Source organism: Nonomuraea sp. NPDC049649, assembly GCF_040675175.1.
Taxonomy (GTDB): domain Bacteria; phylum Actinomycetota; class Actinomycetes; order Streptosporangiales; family Streptosporangiaceae; genus Nonomuraea.
In genome coordinates this window covers 20,556-39,887 of sequence record NZ_JBFAOH010000030.1, presented here as the reverse complement: position 1 = coordinate 39,887, position 19,332 = coordinate 20,556, and the positions used below count along the sequence as shown (strand labels likewise).

18 protein-coding genes are annotated in these 19,332 nt (G+C 72.4%); 8 read left to right on the top strand and 10 right to left on the bottom strand.

From position 1 onward, the window contains the following. Positions 1-10: 10 nt before the first annotated feature. Positions 11-2,215 carry an MMPL family transporter gene (locus tag AB0J42_RS28505; protein ID WP_364299696.1) on the bottom strand — a complete coding sequence of 735 codons (2,205 nt, stop codon included), beginning with the start codon at positions 2,213-2,215 and terminating at the stop codon, positions 11-13. A 102-nt stretch (positions 2,216-2,317) separates the two neighbouring features. Between AB0J42_RS28505 and AB0J42_RS28500 the strand changes: the two genes are divergently transcribed. After that, positions 2,318-2,863, top strand: a complete 546-nt coding sequence (locus tag AB0J42_RS28500) for a TetR family transcriptional regulator (protein WP_364299694.1) — start codon at positions 2,318-2,320, stop codon at positions 2,861-2,863. Positions 2,864-3,016: 153 nt separating this feature from the next. Here AB0J42_RS28500 and AB0J42_RS28495 read toward each other — a convergent pair whose 3' ends face one another. After that, positions 3,017-3,610, bottom strand: a complete 594-nt coding sequence (locus tag AB0J42_RS28495; protein ID WP_364299692.1) for a helix-turn-helix domain-containing protein — start codon at positions 3,608-3,610, stop codon at positions 3,017-3,019. 76 nt (positions 3,611-3,686) lie between these two features. On the opposite strand from AB0J42_RS28495, the gene AB0J42_RS28490 reads away from it, so the two are divergent. Then, a complete protein-coding gene (locus AB0J42_RS28490) occupies positions 3,687-4,655 on the top strand; it encodes an SDR family NAD(P)-dependent oxidoreductase (protein WP_364299690.1) in 969 nt (322 codons plus the stop codon). Between the two features lie 119 nt (positions 4,656-4,774). Here AB0J42_RS28490 and AB0J42_RS28485 read toward each other — a convergent pair whose 3' ends face one another. The 3 genes from AB0J42_RS28485 to AB0J42_RS28475 form a co-directional block, all read right to left on the bottom strand. Beyond that, entirely contained in the window at positions 4,775-6,928 is a 2,154-nt protein-coding gene (locus AB0J42_RS28485) for a PASTA domain-containing protein (RefSeq protein ID WP_364299688.1), read from the bottom strand. Positions 6,929-7,036: 108 nt separating this feature from the next. After that, the gene (locus AB0J42_RS28480; protein WP_364299686.1) at positions 7,037-8,548 is read right to left on the bottom strand and encodes a serine/threonine-protein kinase; all 1,512 of its coding nucleotides are present in this window, start codon (positions 8,546-8,548) and stop codon (positions 7,037-7,039) included. A 21-nt stretch (positions 8,549-8,569) separates the two neighbouring features. Next, a complete protein-coding gene (locus AB0J42_RS28475) occupies positions 8,570-9,130 on the bottom strand; it encodes a TetR/AcrR family transcriptional regulator (protein ID WP_364299684.1) in 561 nt (186 codons plus the stop codon). 53 nt (positions 9,131-9,183) lie between these two features. Here AB0J42_RS28475 and AB0J42_RS28470 point away from each other — a divergent pair, with 53 nt between their 5' ends. The 4 genes from AB0J42_RS28470 to AB0J42_RS28455 all read left to right on the top strand — a co-directional run bounded on the left by AB0J42_RS28470 (position 9,184) and on the right by AB0J42_RS28455 (position 11,568). After that, on the top strand, positions 9,184-9,837 hold the full coding sequence (locus AB0J42_RS28470) for a hypothetical protein (RefSeq protein ID WP_364299682.1): 654 nt from the start codon (positions 9,184-9,186) through the stop codon (positions 9,835-9,837). A 121-nt stretch (positions 9,838-9,958) separates the two neighbouring features. Further along, positions 9,959-10,753 carry a HipA family kinase gene (locus AB0J42_RS28465; protein ID WP_364299680.1) on the top strand — a complete coding sequence of 265 codons (795 nt, stop codon included), beginning with the start codon at positions 9,959-9,961 and terminating at the stop codon, positions 10,751-10,753. Between the two features lie 95 nt (positions 10,754-10,848). Then, positions 10,849-11,256 (top strand): DUF3037 domain-containing protein, encoded by a 408-nt coding sequence (locus tag AB0J42_RS28460; protein WP_364299752.1) that lies wholly within the window; start codon positions 10,849-10,851, stop codon positions 11,254-11,256. A gap of 9 nt (positions 11,257-11,265) precedes the next feature. After that, positions 11,266-11,568 carry a hypothetical protein gene (locus AB0J42_RS28455; RefSeq protein WP_364299678.1) on the top strand — a complete coding sequence of 101 codons (303 nt, stop codon included), beginning with the start codon at positions 11,266-11,268 and terminating at the stop codon, positions 11,566-11,568. On the opposite strand, the gene AB0J42_RS28450 is transcribed toward AB0J42_RS28455, so the two are convergent. The 3 genes from AB0J42_RS28450 to AB0J42_RS28440 form a co-directional block, all read right to left on the bottom strand. Beyond that, the gene (locus AB0J42_RS28450) at positions 11,549-12,391 is read right to left on the bottom strand and encodes a GNAT family N-acetyltransferase (RefSeq protein WP_364299750.1); all 843 of its coding nucleotides are present in this window, start codon (positions 12,389-12,391) and stop codon (positions 11,549-11,551) included. The genes AB0J42_RS28455 and AB0J42_RS28450 overlap by 20 nt on opposite strands. Positions 12,392-12,427: 36 nt before the next feature. Next, complete coding sequence (locus AB0J42_RS28445) at positions 12,428-14,017, bottom strand: alpha/beta hydrolase (protein ID WP_364299676.1); 1,590 nt, start codon at positions 14,015-14,017, stop codon at positions 12,428-12,430. 112 nt (positions 14,018-14,129) lie between these two features. Further along, positions 14,130-14,744, bottom strand: a complete 615-nt coding sequence (locus AB0J42_RS28440) for a hemerythrin domain-containing protein (RefSeq protein ID WP_364299675.1) — start codon at positions 14,742-14,744, stop codon at positions 14,130-14,132. Positions 14,745-14,866: 122 nt separating this feature from the next. Between AB0J42_RS28440 and AB0J42_RS28435 the strand changes: the two genes are divergently transcribed. Next, positions 14,867-15,703 (top strand): MarR family transcriptional regulator, encoded by an 837-nt coding sequence (locus tag AB0J42_RS28435; RefSeq protein WP_364299673.1) that lies wholly within the window; start codon positions 14,867-14,869, stop codon positions 15,701-15,703. An 88-nt stretch (positions 15,704-15,791) separates the two neighbouring features. On the opposite strand, the gene ispG is transcribed toward AB0J42_RS28435, so the two are convergent. Together ispG and dxr are read right to left on the bottom strand one after the other, a co-directional pair. Next, positions 15,792-16,964 (bottom strand): flavodoxin-dependent (E)-4-hydroxy-3-methylbut-2-enyl-diphosphate synthase, encoded by a 1,173-nt coding sequence (gene ispG, locus AB0J42_RS28430; protein ID WP_364299671.1) that lies wholly within the window; start codon positions 16,962-16,964, stop codon positions 15,792-15,794. 42 nt (positions 16,965-17,006) lie between these two features. Beyond that, positions 17,007-18,197, bottom strand: coding sequence for a 1-deoxy-D-xylulose-5-phosphate reductoisomerase (dxr, locus tag AB0J42_RS28425; protein ID WP_364299669.1), 1,191 nt, complete (start codon positions 18,195-18,197; stop codon positions 17,007-17,009). A gap of 103 nt (positions 18,198-18,300) precedes the next feature. Here dxr and AB0J42_RS28420 point away from each other — a divergent pair, with 103 nt between their 5' ends. Further along, the gene (locus AB0J42_RS28420; RefSeq protein WP_364299667.1) at positions 18,301-19,332 is read left to right on the top strand and encodes a trypsin-like peptidase domain-containing protein; all 1,032 of its coding nucleotides are present in this window, start codon (positions 18,301-18,303) and stop codon (positions 19,330-19,332) included.

Genomic DNA, 19,332 nt, shown 5'->3' with positions numbered 1-19,332 from the left:
AATATCCAGGTCAGACCCCTGCCTGCGCCCTGAACCTTTCAGAGCGGGCCGCCGGCGGCTCCTCCTCGTGGCCCTCCACCGACAGGTTCGGCAGCAGCCGGTCGAGCCAGCGCGGGCACCACCAGTTGATCCGCCCCAGCAGCACCATGGTCGAGGGCACCAGGAATCCCCGGATCAGCGTGGCGTCCACGGCGATCGCCACCGCCAGGCCCACGCCGAACGTCTTGACCATCGAGTCCGGGTAGGCGATGAACGCGGTGAACACCGCCACCATGATCAGCGCCGCCGACGTGATGACCCGGCCGGTCGACCCCAGCCCCTCGGCCACGGCCCTGGAGTTGTCGCCGTGCTTCAGGTAGGACTGCCGCACCGCCGTCAGCAGGAACACCTCGTAGTCCATGGAGAGCCCGAACAGCACCGCGAACAGCATCAGCGGCACATAACTCTCGATCGGCACCGAGAAGAACAGCGTCTGCACGTACGAGGCGTTGACCGGCGGATCCATGCCCACCAGCCCGCTGCCGACGCCGAAGGAGAACACCGCCGCCAGCGCCCCGAACGCGGCGCCGAGCGAGACGAGGTTCATCACCGCCGCCTTGATCGCCACCACCGGCGCCCGGAACGCCAGCAGCAACAGCAGGGCGCTGAGCAGCACGACGACGCCGATGACGAGCGGGGTCCGCTCGGTCAGCCGGTCGGCGGCGTCGGTGAGCGCGGCGACCTCCCCGCCGACGTGCACGTCGAGCCCGCCGCCGTCGACGGTCCTGATCTCGCGTACGAGGTCGGCGGCGCGCGGGTCGCTGGGCGCGTAGTCGGGGATCACCTGGATCATGACCGCTTGCCGGGAGTCGCTGACCTTGGGCTCGGCGACGTGGGCGACCCCGTCGAACTCCTTGAGCCGGTCGGCGAGCCGGTCGGCGGCGGCCTCGGTCACCTCTCCGGGCGCGCTCGCCACCACCGTCAGCGGCCCGGTGCTGCCGGGGCCGAACCCGACCGTCATCAGCTCGTACGCCCGCCTCGGCTCCGACCCCTGCGCCGCGTACCCGTCGTCGAGCATCCCGAGCTTGAGCGAGAGCGCGGGCGCGGCGAGCGCGCCCAGCACGAGCAGGACGCCGGCCAGCACCCGCCACGGCCGGCGCGCCACCCAGGCGCCGAGCGCGGCCCACCCGGACGACTCCGGGCGGCGGCCGAGGAACGGCACCTTGAGCGCGTTCACCCGGTGCCCCAGCAGGCCGAGCTGCGCCGGGACCAGCGTGATCGCGGTGAGCACGGCCATCACCACGGAGATGCCGGTGATCCAGCCCAGCGTGGCCAGCAGCGGGAACCCGGCGAACATGAGCGCGCTCAGCGCGATGATCACGGTCCCGCCGGCGAACACCACCGCCCCGCCCGAGCTGGACACCGCCCCGCGCACCGCGATCTGGACGGGCAGCCCGGAGGCGAGCAGCCTGCGGTACCGCGACAGCAGGAACAGCGCGTAGTCGATGCCCACGCCGAGCCCGATCATCGTGGCCATGATCCCGGCCTGTTTCGGCACGTCCATGACGTGCCCGAGCAGCCCGATCACGCCCAGCCCGGTGGCCACGCTGACCAGCGCCGTGAAGATCGGGATCAGCGCGGCGGTGAGCGTGCCGAACGCGAAGATCAGCACCAGCAGCGCGCAGATCACGCCGATGATCTCGCTCGGCCCGGTCTTGATCTCCTTGTCGGCGGGCGTCGAGCTGTCGTTGGCGACGACCTCCAGCCCGGCCTCCCTCGCGGGCTCGGCGGCCTGGGAGATCCGCTGGGTGTTCTCGGCCACCTTGCCGCTGTCGTGGCCCTCCAGCCGCACGGTGATCAGGCCGATCTGCAGGTTCGACGCGATGCCGCCCTCGCGGAACGGCGAGTTCACCTCGGCGACGTGCTCCTGCCTGCGGATGTTCGCCACCGCGTCGTCGACGGCCTGCTTGCGCGGCTCCTCGATGAGCGGCCCGTCAGGAGAGTAGACGACGAGCTGTACGGTGCCGCCCTGTTTGAATCCGGGGCCGAAGCCGTCGCGCATCAGGTCGTGGGCGCGCTGGGCGTCGGTGCCGGGGATGCTGACCTCGGTGCTCACGGGGCTGCCGAGCACCAGACTGCCGCCCATGGCGGCGACGGCCAGCGTCACCCATAATGCCAGGATGATCCGCCCGTGCCGGGCGCACCAGCCACCGAGCCAGCCCAGAAAGCGCGCCATCGCCAGACCCCCTGCTTTTCGGACGCCCGTCCTGTACGGTCGTACAGCATTACGATAAAGCGGCCCCAAGGGGAAAGCTGACGCACCCCCGGAAATGAGACGATGACCACAGCCGACGACACCCGCAGCCGCATCCTCGCCGCCGCCCGCGAGCTCTTCGCCGAACGCGGCTACGCCAACACCTCGCTGGCCGACATCGCCGCCGCCGTGGGGCTCACCAAGACCGCGATCGCCTACCACTTCCACCCCAAGGACAAGCTCGCCGCCGAGATCATCGCCCCGGCGGCCGACGACATGATCGCCCTCCTGGGCGGCGACTACGCGGACGACCGCCGCGCCTTCGTGACGGCACTCGTCGGCTTCGTGGTGCGCCACCGCGCCGTGATGCGCCTGTTCATGGAGGACCTCGGCGCCGCCGACTCGGCCCAGCCCGGCTCGACGGCCGACGCGGTCCGCACCTTCCGCGACGAGATCTACCGCAAGCTGGTCGGCCCGGAGCCGGACGAGGCGGCGACGGTCCGCGGCTGGGCCCTGCTCGGCGCCCTCCAGTCGGCCGTCGTGCACACCATGGACCTCCCCCAGGACGAGGTCCACCCCATCCTCCTGCGAGCGGCCCTCGCCATCGAAGACCTCTCCGTCAACGCCTGAGAGGTCCAGGACCTCTAGCGGCAACCACTTAACTCCCGGGAAGGGGAGCGCTTTCCGGAAGAGCGAAGCCCGGAAGGCTCCCCGGCGGCCGGGCCACAGTCACTCCGGGCATACGGCTCCGCGTCCATTGGGGCCGGCGACTCCCGAACCGGGTCACTCCGTCAGATGGGCGGCGGCGGTGGCTGGGGCCCGCAGCATGGCGGCCCGCACCTGCTCGGGCGTCTGCCCCTGCCGCAGCGCGGCGACCGCGGCGGAACTCACCGCGCCGATCGCCGCGCCGGTGACGGCCGCCGCCGACACGGCGTCCAGTTCGTCGGGGTAGGCCCGGTGCAGGGCCTCCGCGAGCGCCGTCTGGGCGGTGGCCATGCGCTGCAGCAGCCGCGCCTGGACGGCGGGCTCGGTCGCCACGAGCCTGGTACGGGCGGCCGCCACACCGCTCGGCAGATCCTTCCCGGAGGCGTCGGCGACCATCGCGCCGATCGCCCGGAGCAGCGCCCGGGCGGGCCCCTCACCGGGCCGCCGCTCGGCGAGGGCCGCGACACCCAGCTCCACCCTGGGGGCGCTGTCGGCGAGCAGCACGTCCTCCTTGGCCGGGAAGTGCAGGAAGAACGTACGCGTCGACAGCTGGGCGGCGGCGGCGATCTGCGCGACCGTCGTCCGCTCGTACCCCTTCTCCTCGAAAAGCCGCAAGGCGGCCTCGATGAGCGCCTCCCGGGTCCGTTCCTTCTTCGCTTCACGCAACCCCATGCCGCCGACTTTACTACATCGCATGCATTGCTACATTGAGTGCATCAATACATCGAGTACAGCGAGAGGGGTCGTCATGGGCAGCCTCGACGGGCGGGTCGCGCTCATCACCGGCGCGGGACGCGGGATCGGCAGGCAGGAGGCGCTCTTCTTCGCCTCCGAGGGCGCGAAGGTCGTGGTCAACGACCCGGGCGTGACGCCCGAAGGCACCGGCGGCGACCCGGGCGTGGCCGAGGCGGTGGCCCGCGAGATCAGAGCCGCCGGCGGCGACGCCGTCGCGAACACCGACGACGTCACCGACTGGGACGGGGCCAGGCGGATGGTCGAGACCGCCGTGGAGGCGTTCGGGGACCTCCACGTCGTGGTCAACAACGCGGCCATCCAGCGCAGACGGGCGCTGGTGAACATGACCGAGGACGAGTTCGACGCCGTGCTGGCGGTGCACCTCAAGGGCACCTTCGCCGTCACCCGATGGGCCGCCCGTCACTGGCGCGACCAGGGAAACTCCAGCGACCGCGCGGTGGTCAACACCGTGTCCGCGTCGGGTCTGCTCATGCCCGGCATCACGCAGGGCAACTACGCGGCCGCCAAGGCGGGGGTCGCCGCCCTGACCACCGCCTGCGCCGTGGAACTCGCCCGGTACGGGGTGCGGGTCAACGCCGTGTCCCCGTCCATGGCCCGTACCAGGCTCACCGAAGGCGTCCCCGGCATGTCCGATACACCGGACGGCACGTTCGACCCTCTCCATCCCGCGCTCACGGCGCACGTCGCGGCCTGTCTCGCCGCGCCCGGCTGCCCGCTCAACGGGCAGGTGCTCGCGGTACGGGGAACGTCGGTGACACTGCTGAACGGATGGAGCGCCGGTAAGAGCGTGACCAAGGACGGCGCGCCCTGGACGGTGACCGAACTGTCCGAGGCCATGACGGCGTTCCCCCGGCGCGACCCGCTGGCGGAGGCGGCGGCGATGGTGGGCGGCAGCCTCGGCGAAGGCAACCGGGACACGCTGCTGGCCATGGTCGACACCATGCTCACCGACCCCCGCTGAGCCATCAGGTGAGCGCGGTGCTTTCCCAGGAATACCCGCAACTCTCGTACCAGGCCGCCCTCCCGACCACGCGGCGCTTCCGGGACCCGGCACTCCGCGGCGGCGCCGCCGGTCCCTCGTCAGGGCTCGGTCGTAGGTTCGCCGGTCGCGGAGGGGGTCGGCTCCGTGGGGTCCGGGCCGCCGGGAGGCTGGGCGCCGACCGTGACCAGGACGCGCCTGCCCGGGCGCGTGCAGGTGTCCGCGGCCGGGTACTGCGCGATGACGACGTCCCAGCGGGACTCCTCCTCGACCACCCGCGTACGGATCGCCGGGGTGAATCCGGCGGCCCGGAGCGCGGCGAGCGCTTTGTCACGCGACTGCCCGGTCACACCCGGCACCGGGGCGCCCCGCCGGGCCACGACCAGGGACACCGCGGCGCCGCCCGAGACCCGGGCACCCGCCTCCGGTGTGGAGGAGAGGACTTCGCCCTCCGGCTTCCGGCCGCAGGTGGTGGAGACCTTGCCCACCTTCAGGCCCGCGCCGGTGACCGCCTTCTCGGCCTCCTCGCGCCGCATCCCGGCGACGGCGGGCACCCGTACCCCCGCGGACACCTCCAGCGCGACGGCCGCCCCCGCCGCGACGCGCGCCCCGGCGGCAGGGCGGCTGGCGAGCACCTGTCCGATCTTGCGTCGCGAGTCGGTCTTGGAGACGTCACCGACCTTCAGCCCGGCACGTTCCAGCGCCTTGACAGCCGCGGACCGGGACAACCCCACCACTTCAGGCACCGCGATCTTCACCGGCTGCCGGACGGACGGCTTCCCGGACACCGGGAGGCTGCTGTCCTCCCGCCGCACCCGCGTGGGCGGCCTCTCCTTGGGTGTGTCCTCCGTCTCGGACGCGGGCGGTACGACGACGGGCCCCGAGGTCGGCGTCCCCGCCCGTACGCGCATCCCGTCCTCCCGGAACAGCGGCACGAACATCGTCACCAGCACCGCGCCCGTCACCAGCAGAGCCCCCACCACCGCCAGCCCCGCAGCCCCGAGCGACCTGCCCGAACGCCCTGCCTTTCCGGGCGGCGCCGACTCCCCCGGCCCTGACGCAGAGGAGACCGATCCGCCGGGCCGGTCCGTTCCCCCGGCATCCCGGCGCGCCACCCGCTCCACGGGATATCCGGCAGGCGACCCTCGGAAGACCGCCCCGCGTACTCTCGCCGCCTTCTCTGACGACCGGCCGCTACCGGATCCCGGAGACAGCGACCCCTCACTCACCCCGGACGACGACGGCGGGAGAGGCGCGTTCCGAGCGGCCGGGTGGGAGCCGGACGGCGGAGAGTCCATCCCGTCACGGGAATCCATCAGGTGGTAGGCGCCGAGAGCACCCGTCGACTCCGGCTCCGCGACCGGCGCGGGATCGGCATCGGCGGACGGGCCGCGCGGCGGCGAGACGGCGCGGACGATGTGCGGCGGAGGCGAGCGCAGCACCTCCGCCGGCACGCCATCGGACGTACCCAGCAGCTCCAGCAGCAGTTCCCGGCTGGTGGGCCGGTTCCTGGCCTCCTTGTCCAGGCAGGCCGCCACCAGCTCCCGGAGCCGCCCTTCCAAGCTGCCCAGGTCGGGCGGCGCGGTGAGGATCCGGTGCAGCACCGGCGCCACCGAGTCCTGCCCGAACGGCGCCGTCCCGTTGGCGGCGAAGCAGATCGTGCCGCCCCACGCGAACACGTCCACCGCGCCGGTGACGGCGCTCGCGGTGATCTGCTCGGGAGCCATGTACGCGGGGGTCCCGACGCCCCGGTTGGTCAGGGTCGCCGACGCGTCCAGCGCCCTGGCCAGGCCGAAGTCGATGACGCGCGGCCCGTCGGGGCCGAGGAGCACGTTCTGCGGCTTGAGGTCGCGGTGCACGATGCCGGCCCGGTGGATGGCGGCGATGGCCGTGGCGGTGCCGACGGCCAGCCGTTCCAGGGCGCCGCCGCGCCGCGGCCCGGCGAGCATGACCTCCCGGGCCAGGGACGGCCCGTCGACGTACTCGCTGACGATGTACGGCCTGCCCTCGTCGAAACCGGCGTCCACCACCTGCGCCGTGCAGAACCGGGCCACGTGCTTGGCCAGCTCCACCTCGCGCAGGAACGCCCCGCGCCCGTCGCCCACCGGCCCGTGGAGCAGCTTGACCGCATAACTCTCCCCGGCCAGGGCGCCGAGATACACCACACCCTGACCGCCGTCGCCCAGCCGCCCGGACAGCTCGTAGGGCCCGAGCGTACGGGGATCCCCCGTTCTGAGCGGCCGCGCCGTTGGCACGGGGCGCCCTCCCCTCGCCGCCACCCACGTACGCCTTCCACTGAAGCAGCCGATGCCGGAGAGTCAACGGCGGACGCGCCATCGCCACCTGACCGTGACCGTTCGAGGTCAGGACGACCGTGCGACCTTGCCCGAATACGTCACTTCTCGCTGGCCCAGACGGGTGACTGTGATGGCCATCTGGTCACTGTCGCCGATCGGGCGCATCCGGAGCGTGCCCGGCCGGCACTCGTCACCCGCGACCTGCCGCACCTCGTACGTCAGCCTCTCCCCCGTGGGCTGGAGCACCCCGGAACACTCCAGACCGGCACCCCACCGCATCCTCGACTCCGCGCCGTCCGCGAGCCGGATGTCGACGGGGAACACCCGCCCCGCGCTCGGCTTCGCCACCGAACCGGCCCAGTGCCCGCTCGCCCCGTCCCCGCCCGGCCAGAACACGTACGCGACCACCGCGAGCGCCACCAGCAGGGCTCCCGCCGCGACCGGCCACCCTAATCGCCGCGCCGGAGGCTCCGGCTCCGGAACTGGTACGGACCCGGACATCTCAACAAGCCGAGCCAGCGCCCGGCTCCCGGTGACCTCAACCCTGCCCCCCGCCGGCACCCGCCACGCAACGGTGTCCAGCCCAGCGGAACCCCCCTCAACCCGCGAGGCCCCAGAACCAGACGGAACCCCAGGAACAGACCCCGAACCGGGAGTGGACGGGACCCCGGGAACGAACCCCGAACCCGGATCGAGCGGGACGCCAGAAACAGACCCCGAACCGACGCCCCTGGGGTTGACCGCAGCCATAGCCCCCGAGGTCAGAACATCACCGGCAGCACCCTGCCCGAGCAGCCGCCGCAGCACCTCCTCCGCGTCCGGCCGGTCCCCGGGCTCCGGCGCCAGGCAGGCGTCGACGATCCCCCTCAGCCGCCCGGCCAACGCCCCCAGGTCCGGCTTCCCGTACAGGATGCGCGCCATGACCTCCTGAGGCGTCCCACCCGCGAAGGCATGCCGCCCCGTGGCGGTGAAGGCCACAGTCAGCGCCCACGCGTACAGATCGGCGGCCGGCCCGGCAGGCTCCCCCTTGATGCGTTCGGGCGCGAGGTAGGCAGGCGTGCCGACGGGAATCCTGCCGGTGCTGGCCGTCCCGTCCATCAGCCGCGACACCCCGAAGTCGATCACCCGCGGCCCGTCGAGACTGAGGAGCACGTTCCCGGGCTTGAAGTCACGGTGTACGACCCCCGCCCGGTGAATGGCGCCCAGCGCGGTGGCGGTGCCGATGGCCAGCCGATGGAGCGAACCACCGGCCCGCGGCCCCTGCCGCGCGACGTGTTCCCGGAGCGAGACTCCGTCGACGTACTCGCTCACCAGATAGGGCCGGTCCCCGTCGAGATCGGCGTCGAGAAGCTGAGCGGTGCAGAAGGGCGCCACCCGCCGCACCGCCTCGATCTCGGCCAGAAACCGCCGCCGCACCTCCGGATCGGCCGACAGACTAGCGTGCAACAGCTTGATCGCGACCTTCGCGCCCTGATGGGTGTGACCCAGGTAGACAACCCCCTGCCCACCCTGACCGAGCCGGCCCGAGATCCGGTACCCGCCCAGCGTGCGCGGATCATCGGCTCTGAGCTCGGACATAACGCGTCATTATTGCAGGGGTCAGGCAGACCCGCCGTAGAACGTGTTCGCGGTGAGCCCGAGCTCCATCATGGCCCGCTCCGCCAACCCATCTGGCAGTTCAGAAATCGTCCCCATCCGCACCAACGCGGCGAGCCCCACATAACCGGCATAGGCGGAGAGCACCCGCCGGCGAGCCTCCGGAACCCTGGCCTCCCGCAACACATCCTCCATGTAGTCCAGCCGCCGCCCAGTCACCCGCCGCGCGACCTCCCCCACCACCGGATCATCGGCCTCACTGATCAGCCGGAACGCGACAGCCGCGTCCCGCCCCTGCCCGAACGCCCGCTCCAGCAGCGTCCGCATGCGCTCCTGCGGGTCCTCGACACCGTCCAGCCGGGCAATGACCTGCTCGGTCTGCGCCTCCCACCGCCGCAGCGCGGCTTCCAGCAGCGCCCGCCGGTTGGCGAAGTGCCAGTAGAAACTCCCCTTGGACACCCCGAGCCGTGCGGCCACCGGCTCCACAGCCACCGCGCCGACGCCGCCCTCCGCCAGCGCGGCCAGCGCCGCCTCCGCCCAATCGTCCGCACTCAGTCTCGCCATAGTTCCATACGGTGGCGTACGGTCGAACCATACGCAACCGTACGGAGGCTCCGATGGTCACCAGCGCTGAGCGCCTTATCCCCCGCCCGGACATGTCCGAGCGGCACACGATCCTGATAGACGCCTCCCGTGAGCGCGTATGGGACACGCTCACCGGCCTGACCGGCGCCGACATCCCCCTCGCCAAGCCGCTCTTCGCCGCCCGCGCCCTGGCCTCCCGCCTGATCCACGGCCGCACACCCCAGTCCCACCCCGACCACACCCCACAGCCCCACCCCAGCTTCACCCCACAGCCCCACCCCGGCGGCACCTCGCAATCCCACCCCGGCCACACACCACGGCCCCACCCCGGCGGCACCTCGCGATCCCACCCCGGCTTCACCCCTCTCGTCGTGGACCCGGGCCGAGAGCTGGTACTCGGCCTGATCGGCCAGTGGTGGCGGCTGGGAAAGTCGCAGGACGTACCGGTGGATTCGCTCACCACCTTCGAGACCTTCGATCGCCCAGGCTTCGCCAAGGGCACGTTCGCCTTCTCTCTGGAGGAGGAACGCGGCCGCATCCGCCTGACGACAGAGACACGGGTGGCGACCACCAGCCCGGACGCCCTCCGCGCCTTCCGCCCCTACTGGATAGTGATCCGCCCGGGCAGCGGCCTCATCCGCCACCTGATCCTCCGTACGGTCCGCTCCCGCGCCCAGCACCCCTAGGGCGGGAGACCGCGCGCAGAGGGCGGGATGCAGCACGCAAAGGGCGGTGCAGCACGCAGAGGGCGGTGCAGCACGCACAGGGCGGGAGGCCGCGCTCACCCGCCCGCGATAGATTGCGAACGTGCTGGAACAGGTCGTGGCGACGCGTTACGTGACGCCGTTGCGCGAGGGCGGGTCGCTGCCCGGGGTGGTCGAGGGCGACGACCTCGGCACGTACGTGGTCAAGTTCCGGGAGGCGGGTCAGGGCCCCCGGGTCCTGGTCGCCGAGATCATCGCCGGTGAGCTGGCCCGCCGCCTCGGTTTCCGCACCCCCGAACTCAAGATCATCGACATCGACCCGCAGCTCGGCGCCCGCGAGCCCGACGAAGAGGTGCAGGACCTGCTCAAGGCCAGCACGGGCCGCAACCTGGCGGTCGACTTCCTGCCGGGCGCGCTGGGCTTCGAGCCGCTCGCCTGGGCCCCCGACCCGGCGTTCGCGGCCCGGCTGATCTGGTTCGACGGCCTGATCCACAACCTCGACCGCACCTGGCGCAACCCCAACCTGCTGGTCTGGCACGGCGACAACTGGCTGATCGACCACGGCGCGGCGCTCTGGTTCCACCACAACTGGAAGACGGCCGACCCGCAGCGCCCGTTCGACGCGGGCGACCACGTGCTGGCCCCGTTCGCCGAGGGCGTCGAGGAGGCGGGCGCCGCCCTGGCCGCGCTGATCACGCGCGAGCTGCTGGAGGAGGTGACGGCCCTGGTCCCCGGCGAGTGGCTCGACGGTGAGCCGGGAGCGGTGCGCGAGGCGTACGTCGATCACCTGCTGCGGCGCGCGCACGGCCCCGGCGGATGGCTGACCACAGCCGCGCCCAGGCTGCGGCGCACCGGCCCGGGATCGGTCGGCGAGTTCTGGCGAGGCGGCCGCGCATGAGCGGGACCGAACGCGACGCCAGCGGCGGCGGAACGGGCATGAGCGGGACCGAACGCGACGCCAGCGGCGGCAGAACGAGCAGGAGCGGGACCGGAGTGAGCAGGGACGTCTACGAGTACGCGGCGATCCGGGTGGTGCCGCGGGTGGAGCGCGGCGAGCTGATCAACGCGGGCGTGCTGCTGTACTGCCAGCCGCGCGGCTACCTGTGCGCGCGGGTGGAGCTGGACGCCTCCCGCCTGCGCGCCCTCGACCCGGCTGCCGACGTCGAGCGGGTCGGCGAGGCGCTGACCGCCTACGAGCTGGCCTGCGGCGACGACGCGGGCCCGCTCTCGGCGGAGTCGCTGGGCGGCAGGTTCCGCTGGCTGACCGCCCCCCGCAGCACGATCGTGCAGACCGGCCCGGTCCACGCCGGCCTCACCGCCGATCCGGAGGCCGAACTGGAGCGCCTTTTCGACCGGCTAGTCCGGGTTTCCGCAGGGGACGAGCGCCCGCGTTTGACGTAACATCCGAGCATGGCGGTACAGCAGCCCAGGCGGGTCGCCTGGGAGGCTGCCCGGATCTTCGTCCCCGCCGCCCGCACCGACGTCTACTGGTGGCTCAGCGAGGCGATCGGCCACTACCTCGGCGTCATGTACGAGCTGAAGCTCGCCGAGACCCGGCTGCGGCTGGCCGAGGAGCCCGGAGCCGCGCCCCTGGAGATCGTCCTCTGGCGAGCCCGCCTGGACCAGTTGCTCGACGACCACCCAGGAGAGCTGTCGATCGTCGCCCAGCTCACCGAGGAGACCGCCGACCGGATCAGAAGAGCACGGACATGAACGTGCCGACCTCGTCGAAGCCCACCTTGCGGTAGACCGCCCGGGCCGAGTGGTTGAAGTCGTTCACGTACAGCGTCACCAGCGGCGCGAAGCAGTCGAGCGCGGCCTCCACCACCGCCGCCATGCCCGCCACCGCGTACCCGCGCCCGCGCAGCTCGGGATGGACCCAGACGCCCTGGATCTGGCAGGCCTGCGGGGTGACGGCGCCGATCTCCGCCTTGAACACCACCCGGCCGTCCTCGATCCGCGCGTACGAGCGGCCGATGCGGATCAGCTCGGACACCCGCGTACGGTAGAGCGCGCCCCCGTCGCCGAGGTTGGGCGAGACGCCCACCTCCTCGGTGAACATCGCCACGCAGGCCGGCAGCAGGATGTCGAACTCGTCCGGCCGTACCCGCCGCACCAGCGGGTCGGCGGGCACCGGCGGCCTGCGCGAGGTCACCATGACCGGCTGGGCCCAGCGGATCGCCCGCGCCCGGCCCCAGTGCGGCTCCAGCCGCTCCCACAGCTGGGCGACGGCCTCGGCCGGGCCGACGATGGAGGAGCAGCGCCGGCCCTGCTTGCGCGCCCGGTCGGCGAAGGCGTGCACCGCCTCGGGACCGGCGTTGATCGGCACCAGGTTGGCGCCCGCGTAGCAGAGGGACACGAGCCCGCCACGCGGCCCGAACCCCCACATCTGCCCTCCGAGCCGGGAGGGGTTGAGCCCCACGCTCCGGACCCGGGACGCGACGAAGACGTTCGCGACCGGGTCGCTGTCGAGCAGAGCGAGCACCTCGTCCCGGTCGCTGTCGTCGAGGACACGAGACGCCGATGTACGCAGCATCACATGGTCAGACTACGCGAACGACCACGGAATGGCTCATCTGGCCAGGACGCCGGTGAGCCTTTCGTGACGCGATTGCTTGCCGGAGCTGAGGTGGTCCTTGGGGCGCGGCGCCGCGGTGGCGGCGCAGCGCGTTCCCTGTGCCGGTACGGTGCCGTCCTTCAGGTAGGCGACCAGGTGCCGGTCGACGCACTGGTTGCCGACGAGCGAGATGCCGTGCTGGCCGCCCCCTTCGACCACCATGCGCGCGGTCGGGAATTTGGCGCGGGTCTTGAGCGCCCCCGCGTACGGGGTGGCGGCGTCGCTGCGTGACTGGAGCATGAGGATCGGCGGGAGCCGCCACGTCCCGCGCACCTTGACCGGCTCGCCGCCCTGGACCGGCCAGAAGGCGCACGGCGCGTTGAACCAGGCGTTCGGCCAGGTGAGGAACCGGGCCTCGCGGTACACCTTGGTCATGTCGCGCCGCCAGGTCTTCCAGTCGCGCGGCCACCGCGAGTCGCGGCACTGGGTGGCGAGGTAGACGGCGTAGCCGTTCTCGTCGTCGGCGTCGCTCTTGCCGTGCTTCTCCCAGGCGGCGACGAGCGGCTTCGGGTCGCCCTGGCGTACGTAGGCGGACCAGGCGGCGGCCAGCTCCGGCCAGACCCGGTCGGTGTAGCCCGCGACGGTGAAGACGTCGTCGAACTCGCTCGGGCCGACCACGCCGCCCGCCGGGCGCTCGGCCAGCCGGGAACGGGTCGCGTACCAGGCGAACCGGGTGCGCTTGGCGGTGTCGCCGAGCCGGTAGACCCGGTTGTGGCGGGCGGTCCACGCCATGAGCGCGCGGTGCCGCTTCTCGAAGGCGCGGTCCTGCTCCAGGTTGGACGCGTACCACTGGCCGTCGGGGGCCACCACGCTGTCCATCACCATGCGCTTGACCCGCTTGGGGAACAGGGTGGCGTAGACGGCTCCGATGTAGGTGCCGTAGGAGTAGCCGAGGTAGCTGATGCGCTTCTCGCCGAGCGCGGCGCGGATCCGGTCGAGGTCCCTGGCCACGTTCTCGGTGTTCATGTGCGGCAGCAGCCACGAGTAGAGGTTGCCGCACCGGTTGGCGTAGTCGGCGGCCCGGCTGAGCAGCACGTTCTCGGCGGCGCGGCTGTGCGGCACGGCGTCGGGGCGCGGCGGCCGGAAGTAGACCTCGGGGTCGACGCAGCGCATCGCCGGGCGGCTGGCGCCCACGCCGCGCGGGTCGAAGCCGACGATGTCGTAGCGCTCGCGCACCTCGCGGGGAAGCGTCGCGGCCACCTGCACGGCCAGGTCGCGGCCGGAGGCGCCGGGGCCGCCCGGGTTCACCAGCAGGACGCCGAGGTGGTTGCCGTCGCGGGGCACCTTGGCCTTGATCCGGTTCACGGCCAGCTGGATGGCGTGCCCCCACGGCTCCCGGTAGTCGAGCGGCACCCGTACGGTGCCGCACTCGGCGCCGAGGTGCTCGGCCAGGGCGGCGTACTTGTCGCCGTCCTTGGCCGGGCAGGCGCCCCAGGCGACCCGCGCCGGCGGCACTCCCGGTCTCGCCTCCGCTCCCACGCTCACCGGCACCACGCACACGGCCAGCATGGCCATACCGGCTGCCAACCCCACGAACCGCTTCACCCGGGCTCCTCCCCATTCATAGGCGGAGAGAATACTCCCGTAAGTAGCGCCTCGGTGACGGACAGTATGGGGAATTGCTTGCCGTTCCGTGATGCCGCCCTGGCCGAGCGCCTCAGTAGAGGGTCAGGCGGTCGTAGGCGGGGCGCCACTCGTCGCGGTAGGCCTCCTTGATGCCGGCGGGCATCGCGTCGAGGACGGCCGCCACCCGCCGCGGATCCTGACTGTCGAGCAGCCAGGGCAGGTAGCGCGGGTCGCCGCCGATGCCCTCGCGGTGGGTCTGGCCGAAGCGGCGCCACTGCTCCTCGCCGAGTGTGGCGTCGATGAGGGCGAGCCCTTCCGACTCCTCGTGCCGCAGGTGCCCGCCGAGGCCGGTGGCCAGGGCGTCGACGAGCCCGCCGAGCCGTTCGGCGCCGTGGTCGCGGTCGGCGAGCGCGGCGTCCACGGCGTCCAGCAGCGGGTCGATGGCGGCGTGCTCGTCTTCCATGGCGTCGAGCAGCGCCAGGCCGTCCGGGCTGACGGCGTCGCGCATGGCGGGCCAGAGCGCGACGTCCTCGGCCGTGTGGTGCACCCGCAGGAACGTCTTGAACAGCTCCCAGCCGACGGCGGTCTCCAGGATCCGCCGGGGGTCGTCGCCGGTCTTGGCGGCGACGACGGCGAGGCGTTCCAGCTCGCGCCGGAGCGCGTCGTGCATCGCGAACATCATCGACATGTCCAGCCGGTAGGTCATGGCTGCCTCCTCATCTCTGCGTCAGCCACGCTAACCATCATCCCCTTAACCGTCAACCTTTTAACTATCTAAGCACTTAACCATCGGTGCCTCGCTAAGCTGCTTGGCCGGAGGTGTGCCGCATGCAGGACAGGACTCTCGCGGACGCGCTGAGCAGGTCACTCGGCGCGCTGCTGCGCCGGGTCTACGCCCGCTTCACCGCCGAGGCGCTGAGCGACGACCCGCGCTCCAGCGACTTCGTGGTCCTCGACACCCTCGCCGACCAGGACGCCGACTCCCAGCACGAGCTGGCCGAACGCCTCGGCATCAATCGGACGATCATGGTACGGCTGATCGACCGGCTCCAGCAGGCCGGTTACGTCACCCGTACCCGCAACCCCGCGAACCGCCGCTCCTACGTGCTGTCGATCACCGAGGACGGCCGCAAGGCCCGCGACGCGATGCGCGAGGCGGTCGCCGAGCAGGACGCCCGGGTCACCGCGTCACTGACCGAGGCCGAACGCGCCCGGCTCAACGAGCTGCTCAGCCTCCTGCTCCCCGACCCCGAGCCGCTGCCGACCACCGCCTACCTGGTCGCCCAGGCGCACTACCGGCTGCGCCGGATGGGCGACGCCCTCCTCGCCGACTCCGGCCTGCGCACCCGCCACTTCGGCAGCCTGGCCGCCCTGGAGGCCCTGGCGCCCTGCGCCCAGCAGCAGCTCGCCCGCCGCCTGCACATCACCGAGCCTGCCGCCGCCCAGATCGTCGACGAGCTGGTCCGGCTCGGCCTGGTCACCCGCGGCCAGGACCCCGACGACCGCCGCCGCTACGCCCTGGCCCTGACCCCCCTCGGCAGGCAGCGCCTGGCCACCGTCCGCGACGCCGCCGACCGCCTCCAGGCCGAAGTGCTCACCCTGCTGGGCCCCGAGGCCGAACACGAACTCCGCACGCTGCTCACCAGGCTCCTCCCGGACCCCTGAAAGAACACCCCTCACCGATGGGGTCCCCTCAAACGGAAACAACCCCTCACAGGCGGAGCGCCCGGTGAGGGGTTGCGGAGTGTACGGGTCAGCGCACGACGACCTCGGGGCCGGTTTCGTCGTCGTCATCGTCGAGGTCGACCTCCACCCCCATCTCCTCGGCGATGCGCAGCGCCTCCTCGATAAGGGTCTCGACGATCTGCGACTCCGGCACGGTCTTGATGACCTCGCCCTTGACGAAGATCTGGCCCTTGCCGTTGCCCGAGGCCACCCCCAGGTCGGCCTCCCGCGCCTCGCCCGGCCCGTTGACGACGCAGCCCATCACGGCCACCCGCAGCGGCACCTTGAGCCCCCGCAGCCCGGCCTGGACCTCGTCGGCCAGCGTGTAGACGTCGACCTGGGCGCGCCCGCACGACGGGCAGGACACGATCTCCAGCCCGCGCTCGCGCAGCCCCAGCGACTCCAGGATGGCGGTGCCGACCTTGACCTCCTCCACCGGAGGCGCCGACAGCGAGACCCGGATGGTGTCGCCGATGCCCTCGGCCAGCAGCGCGCCGAACGCCACCGCCGACTTGACGGTGCCCTGGAAGGCCGGGCCCGCCTCGGTGACGCCGAGGTGGAGCGGGTAGTCGCACTGGGCCGCCAGCTGCCGGTAGGCGTTGATCATGACGACCGGGTCGTGGTGCTTGACCGAGATCTTGATGTCGCGGAACCCGTGCTCCTCGAAGAGCGAGCATTCCCACAGCGCCGACTCGACCAGCGCCTCGGGCGTGGCCTTGCCGTACTTCTGCAGCAGCCGCGGGTCGAGGGAGCCGGCGTTGACCCCGATCCGGATGGGCACGCCGTGCTCGGCCGCCGCCTTGGCGATCTCGCCCACCTTGTCGTCGAACTTCTTGATGTTGCCCGGGTTGACGCGCACCGCCGCGCAGCCCGCCTCGATGGCGGCGAAGACGTACTTCGGCTGGAAGTGGATGTCGGCGATGACCGGGATCTGCGACTTCTTCGCGATGATCGGCAGCGCCTCGGCGTCGTCCTGGGAGGGCACGGCCACCCGGACGATCTGGCAGCCGGAGGCGGTGAGCTCGGCGATCTGCTGGAGGGTGGCGTTGACGTCGGCGGTGACGGTGGTGGTCATCGACTGCACGGAGATGGGCGCGTCACCGCCGACGGGCACGTTGCCGACCATGATCTGGCGGGAGTGGCGGCGTTCGGCGACCGGCTTGGGCCGCACCGTGGGAATGCCGAGTGCAACAGGAGACATTTCTACCCTTGTGTGTGTCGACGACGCTCCCAGTCTAGGGAGCTAGCGGGACTGGCCGGCCGTGAGCTCCGCCGCACGGGCGCGGGCCCAGGCATCGGCGGCGAGCACCTCCTCGACGGTGTCGGCCGGGGTGACCTGATGTTCTTCGACGACCTGGGCCACCGTGTCGACGATGGCGAGGAACGGCAGGCCGTCCTTGACGAAGGCCTCCACGCACACCTCGTTGGCCGCGTTGTAGACGGCCGGGGCGGTGCCGCCCGCGGCGCCGACGTGCCGGGCCAGGGCGACCGCGGGGAAGGCGGCGTCGTCGAGCGGCTCGAAGGTCCAGGTGTGGGCCTTGGTCCAGTCGACGGGCGGGGTGGCGGCGGGGACGCGCTCGGGGTGGCCCAGCGCCAGCGCGATGGGCAGCCGCATGTCGGGCGGGCTCGCCTGGGCGATCGTGGAGCCGTCGAGGTACTCGACCATCGAGTGGATGATCGACTGCGGGTGGACCACGACCTCGATGCGGTCGAAGCCGATGTCGAAGAGCAGGTGGGCCTCGATCACCTCCAGCCCCTTGTTGACCAGGGTGGCCGAGTTGATGGTGATGACCGGGCCCATCGACCAGGTCGGGTGGGCCAGCGCCATCTCGGGCGTCACGCCGGTCATCTCGGCGCGGCTGCGCCCGCGGAACGGGCCGCCGCTCGCGGTGACGACCAGCCGCCTGACCGCCTCCGGGTCGTGGCCGTCGGGCCCGGACGCCCACAGGCACTGCTGCAGCGCCGAGTGCTCGGAGTCGACGGGCACGATCTGGCCGGGCTTGGCCAGCCGCTTGACCAGCGGCCCGCCGACGATCAGGGACTCCTTGTTGGCGAGCGCGAGCGTGCGCCCGGCCTCCAGGGCCACCAGCGTGGAGGTCAGGCCGAGCGCGCCGGTGATGCCGTTGAGCACGGTGTCGCACGGCCGGCCCGCCACCTCGGCGACCCCCTCGGGGCCCGCGAGCACCTCCGGGCTCGCCCCGTGCGCGGCCAGCGCCTCGCGCAGGGCGGGCAGCGCGGCGGGGTCGGCGACGGCGACGGTCTCGGCCCGGAACTCGGCGGCCTGCCGGGCCAGCAGGTCGGCCCTGCCGCCACCGGCGGCGAGGCCGGCGACCCGGAACCGGTCCGGGTTGGCGGCGATCACGTCAAGGGCCTGGGTGCCGACGGAGCCGGTGGATCCGAGCACGGTGACGGAGCGGAGGGTCTGTGCACGCACCCGTCCATTGTCCCCCGCCGCCGCACCGGTCCGGGCACCTACCCTCAAGAAGTTCACGGAAAGTAGCCACAAAGACACATCCGGTGGGGCACACTCGGTGGACATGACCCTGAGCACGCCTCTGCTCGCGGCCGTTCCCCTCGTCGCGAGCCTGCTGGGCCCCGCCCTCTCGGGCGCGGCCCCCGAGCAGTACGCGACAGCGACCCGGGTGCCGGATACCCCGGCGCGCCCCGACGTCGCCGAGCACGACCCGGCCCAGGACGCGGGCGTGCTCTCCTACTGGACTCCCGAGCGCATGGCCAAGGCCCTGCCGCTCGGCCTGCCCGTCGTCTTCGCCAAGGGCGGCCTGCTGAGCAGCCTGGCCCCGCCCGTCACCGGCGACGACCCGGCCCCGCCGCGGGAGGCCACCCGGGCCGGGGTGAGCCACCGGTCGGCCCGGCCGCTCGCCACCACCACCGGCTCCCGCTGGGCGGTCGGCGGCGCCGTCACCAAGACCACCGGCCGGGTCTTCCTCACCCTGAACGGCGTCGACTTCGTCTGCTCGGCCAGCACCGTGCGCAGCCGCAACCGCGACCTCGTGGTCACCGCCGGACACTGCGTCAAGGACGGCACCGGCGCCTGGGCGAGGAACTGGACGTTCGTCCCCGGCTACCGCAAGGACGGCTCTCAGCCGTACGGGCGGTGGACCGCGCGCCGCATGTTCGTGGCCGGCCCCTGGGCGCGGGCCGCCGACGACAACCACGACATCGCCATGGTGGCGCTGTCCCCGTCGCGCGGCCGGCACGTCGCCGACGTGGTCGGCGTGCAGGACATCGCGTTCGGCAGCCCGCGCGGCGGCCGCACCATCAGCTTCGGCTACCCGGCGGACCCGCCCTACGACGGCAGGCACCTGGTCTACTGCTCCGGCGCCCTGCGCGACGACCCGTACGGCGGCACCCAGGACCAGGGGCTCGGCTGCGACATGACGGCGGGCGCCAGCGGCGGCCCGTGGCTGTCGCGCTTCGACACGGCCACCGGCAAGGGCACGATCACGTCGCTGAGCAGCTTCAAGTACAGCGACGACCAGCGCACCATGTACGGCCCGCTGCTGGGCGAGTCGGCCAAGAAGCTGTACGAGCTGGCCGGGCGCGCCTGA